Below are 3,907 nucleotides of genomic sequence, written 5' to 3' on the forward strand. Positions count from 1 at the left end.
TCGACAACGCACGGATCCTCGGTGTTCTCCGTGGCTCCGGTGCGCCAGGTAAGCCTGGCTGTTCTTGTCAATTGAAAGGTATTGACCATGGTAAGCGCTCGTTCGCCGTGTAGACAACCGGGCAGTTCAGACGAGCAATCGTTGAGCTGAAGCCCCGGAAGTCGAAGACGTCAGCCGTAACGCAAGTGAACTCGATTCAGCCTCGTTACACACATGGGAGTGGCCACGCTTTCGGAGATGCCGAAGCCACCACTGATCGTGAAGCAGCGAGCACACGCAGCGATCAGGCTCCCCGGGGTGACTGGAGACAGCGGGCGTCAACAGAACAGTCAAGGAAACTGGGAGACCCGCACGGCAGCATCCGGGCCGAGCATGCCCGGATGTTCCACGGTGACGCGGGAATCAATAACCGTGTCGCTGGCCGGTGCGGGAGTCGGAGCGGGGAATAGTAGTCAGGAAGTCGGCTAACCCCGATGGAGCGAAGTCCCCGCGGCAGAAACATGCAAGTCCACTCACGCTCAGGAGAACCCGCTTGGATTTCGATCCCACTACGGAAGATCTGGAAGAGGAAGACAATGTTCCCGTGAACACGACGCCGGACGATCCTGCGTGGTGGTCCCGCAAGAGCACGGTCCGCCTGCCGGTGAAAGTTGCCGAGCTGCGGTGGAAGCTATATCAGAAGGCCAAACAGGAACCGAAATTTCGATTTTACGCGTTGTACGACCGGATCTGCCGATCCGACGTCCTGCTGGCCGCATGGTGGATTGTTCTGGCGAAGAACAAGGCGCCGGGTGTTGATGGGGTGACGTGCGGGGACATCATGGATGGCCCCGGTGGCGCTGCACAGTACCTGAGCGACCTCGAAGAATCGCTGCGAACAAAGACCTACCGGCCTGACCGCGTGAAGCGTGTGTACATTCCGAAACCGGATGGCCGGAAACGGCCTCTGGGGATTCCGACGATGCGTGACCGGATCGTCCAGACGGCGGCTCTGCTGGTTCTCGAACCGATCTTTGAGGCCGACTTTCTGGATACGTCCTTCGGGTTCCGTCCCGGCCGCAAGGCCGCCGACGCCCTGGCGGCAATCCGCGGACACCTGTCGCAGGGATATCGGTCTGTGTATGACGCGGATCTGAAAGGCTACTTCGACACGATCCCGCACGACAATCTGATTCGGGCTCTCAGGATGCGCATCACCGATCGCTCGGTGCTGAACCTGATCCGGATGTGGCTGGACTGCGAGACGGTCGAGACGGATGACGAAGGCCGCACGCACTTCAGTCGGTCCAGTACCGGGACGCCGCAGGGTGGAGTCATCTCTCCTCTGCTGTCGAACGTGTATCTGCACTGGTTCGAATATGCGTTCCATCGGCCGGACGGCCCGGCGCACTGGGCAAAGGCGAAGATCGTCCGCTATGCGGACGACTTCGTGATCCTGGCTCGGTGGCAGGGTGACCGACTGCGTAACTGGATCGAACAGTTGCTGGAAGGTCGTTTCCGCCTGACGATCAATCGAGAGAAGACTCGAATTGTGAATCTGAATACCGTTGGCAGTTCACTGGACTTCCTTGGCTATACCTTCCGCTACGACCGGGATCTGAAGGGCCGCGCTCATCGCTACCTGAACGTCTTCCCGAGCCGCAAGGCTCAGGCGAAGGCCCGTGAGGCGATCCGCGTCCTGACAGGTCCGAAGCAGTGCTTCAAGCCGGTCACGCGGATGATTGCCGAGATCAACCGGTGGCAGACGGGCTGGACCAACTATTTCGGGTACGGTTACCCGCGGGTGGCGTTCCGTGCTCTCCACAGTTACATCGTGGAGAAACTGACCCACCACCTGCGACGACGAAGCCAGCGAGCCTACCGCCCTCCGGCAGGCCAGACCTTCTATGCTCACGTCCATGGCCTCGGCCTGCGACGTCCGTGACCGGTCTCTTCGCGACTTCCCTGACTACACCTCTGACTGAACGTCTCTGCGAAAGCCGTATGCGGGAAATCTGCACGTACGGTTTGAAGAGGAGGAGGGCCCGACCTCGGTCGGCCCTCCTTACTCTACTGTTTCAGTCCGGCGTTTCGCTGCGGCGTTGCTATTCAGAGGCGAGCCGCTGAAGATTTTTCGCCGCGATGTTTGTCGGTGGATTGTCTTTCGCAGGCGACTCGCGCAGACAGAATCAGCTGGTTATCGAGAAGGCGGATGATCGAGACAGTTGCCAGGAATCGTTCGTGAAATCCTCGAACGGGTTGATGTCCGCAAGAATTCGGCCGAGACCGTTTGCGGTTTCTCTTCACGTAACAGAATTCCGGCCACGCCTGCCGGCAGGCTTTTTGCGGTTCTCTTCGCGATTCCGGTAGCTGCCGATCATTGAGATCAACCGTTCTTCGCACCGTTTCGCTGAATTCCGCCTGGCGACAGGGATCGACTGACCGCGCATGAAGACGCCCGGTTTCGACAGAAAACCGGGCGTCGCGTGGTGTGACAGTGTCTGCAGCGATCCGGCGTCTATCGCACCGACTGCGAATAGGTGCGGGCTGTTCGCGGTGCGACTCGGTACGTCGCCGGCTGAATCGGCACGCGAACATTCATCGAGGTCTGCGGCGTCGGCACCAGGCTCGATGTCGACGGGTACTCGTGATCGCCCGAGATATCGCCGGTCGGATACGGTGCTGACATGTAAGGCGTCGCGATTTGTGGCGTGGTGTATGTCGGAGCGTAGCCGGAGCCGATCATCGTGGGAGCCGGCGCGGCGTACGTTGCCTGTGGCACCATTCCGGTTCCGTATGCCATCGACGACTGGCCCCACTGATACTGAGTCTGATAGGTCGTCTGCGGCACGTACTGTGTGACGGCGCGATAGGTGGTCACCGGCACGCGGACGGCTGTCAACTGCGGCTGTGGAGTCATGCTGACGCAATCGGAACAGCCAGGCTGCACGGGAGCGGGAGCATACGAAGGAGCATACATCTGTGGCTGGTAAACCGGCGGAGCATACATCTGCGGCGCAGGCGCGTATCCGTATCCGCCGGCATAGGGAGCCGAATAGCCGCATCCGCCGTAGCCCATTCCGTAGCCATAGCCACCGTAGCCATACCCGCAGCCGCAGCCCCAGGTGAACGGATTCAAAAGTGTGAACGGGAAGAAACAGCACGCCTGTGCGGCCGACGCGCTGAACGTCGCGACCACAAAGGTCAACAGGGAGATCCAAAGTGTACGTTTCATTTCAGTTGATTCCTCGGCCCTGAATAGTGGCGATGTGTGGGAAGCCCGCCGGACTGATTCAGATTCTGGGTGGAAAAGGTTACCTGATCTGTGTGATCGGCATTCCGGGACAGCAAACTTAACGGAAACCGAAGATTTTTCAGAATTGACTCAAGTTCCCGCGTGGCAGGGATTTCCACCGAATCATCTCGCTGGTGAAGGTGTCATTTCGGAATCAACGGCCGAATTGATCTGAATTTCCCGTGACCGCTGCTATACATCGCACACCACGAACCGGCGGCACCGCCTGCTGTCGCCCATCCCATTCGCGGCGACGGCGTCGCGACCGGCTGCTTTTGCCGATTCACGCGATTGACGGCGCGGCAAAGCCATGTCATTCAGAGATCACGGGACACCGACGATGCCTAATGCCATTCGGACGGATTCAGAGAACAATCGAACCACCGGTTTCGCTCGACCGGGAATCTACAGCGGCCGTCCCGGTTCGGTGGAACAACAGGTTCACGACGGAGACACGTTGTTTGTTCAGCCGGACGGGAATCTCGGCGTCCGGCTGTTGGGCATTGACACTCCGGAAATCAGCTTTATGTTTCCGTCGCCCGGAGGCGGATTCGTCGGCCTGGACGACGATCGCTGGAACGAATTCCTGGCGGCTCCGTTTGATGACCGGTGGGGAGCGTTCTCGCGACCAAT

The 3,907-nt window shown here is 59.6% G+C and carries 3 protein-coding genes; 2 read left to right on the forward strand and 1 reads right to left on the reverse strand.

All coding sequences use genetic code 11. From position 1 onward, the window contains the following. Positions 1–532: 532 nt before the first annotated feature. Complete coding sequence (gene ltrA, locus R3C19_27340; GenBank protein ID MEZ6064077.1) at positions 533–1,924, forward strand: group II intron reverse transcriptase/maturase; 1,392 nt, start codon at positions 533–535, stop codon at positions 1,922–1,924. A 573-nt stretch (positions 1,925–2,497) separates the two neighbouring features. On the opposite strand, the gene R3C19_27345 is transcribed toward ltrA, so the two are convergent. Further along, entirely contained in the window at positions 2,498–3,214 is a 717-nt protein-coding gene (locus R3C19_27345) for a hypothetical protein (GenBank protein MEZ6064078.1), read from the reverse strand. 400 nt (positions 3,215–3,614) lie between these two features. Here R3C19_27345 and R3C19_27350 point away from each other — a divergent pair. After that, positions 3,615–3,907: hypothetical protein (locus tag R3C19_27350; protein MEZ6064079.1), on the forward strand; the 293-nt coding region annotated here is incomplete at its 3' end.

Source organism: Planctomycetaceae bacterium (assembly GCA_041398785.1).
Classification (GTDB): Bacteria; Planctomycetota; Planctomycetia; order Planctomycetales; family Planctomycetaceae; genus JAWKUA01.

Excerpts from the sequence above, each read along its gene's own strand:
- R3C19_27345 (MEZ6064078.1), bottom strand. The coding sequence starts at position 3,214 with ATGAAACGTACACTTTGGATCTCCCTGTTGACCTTTGTGGTCGCGACG.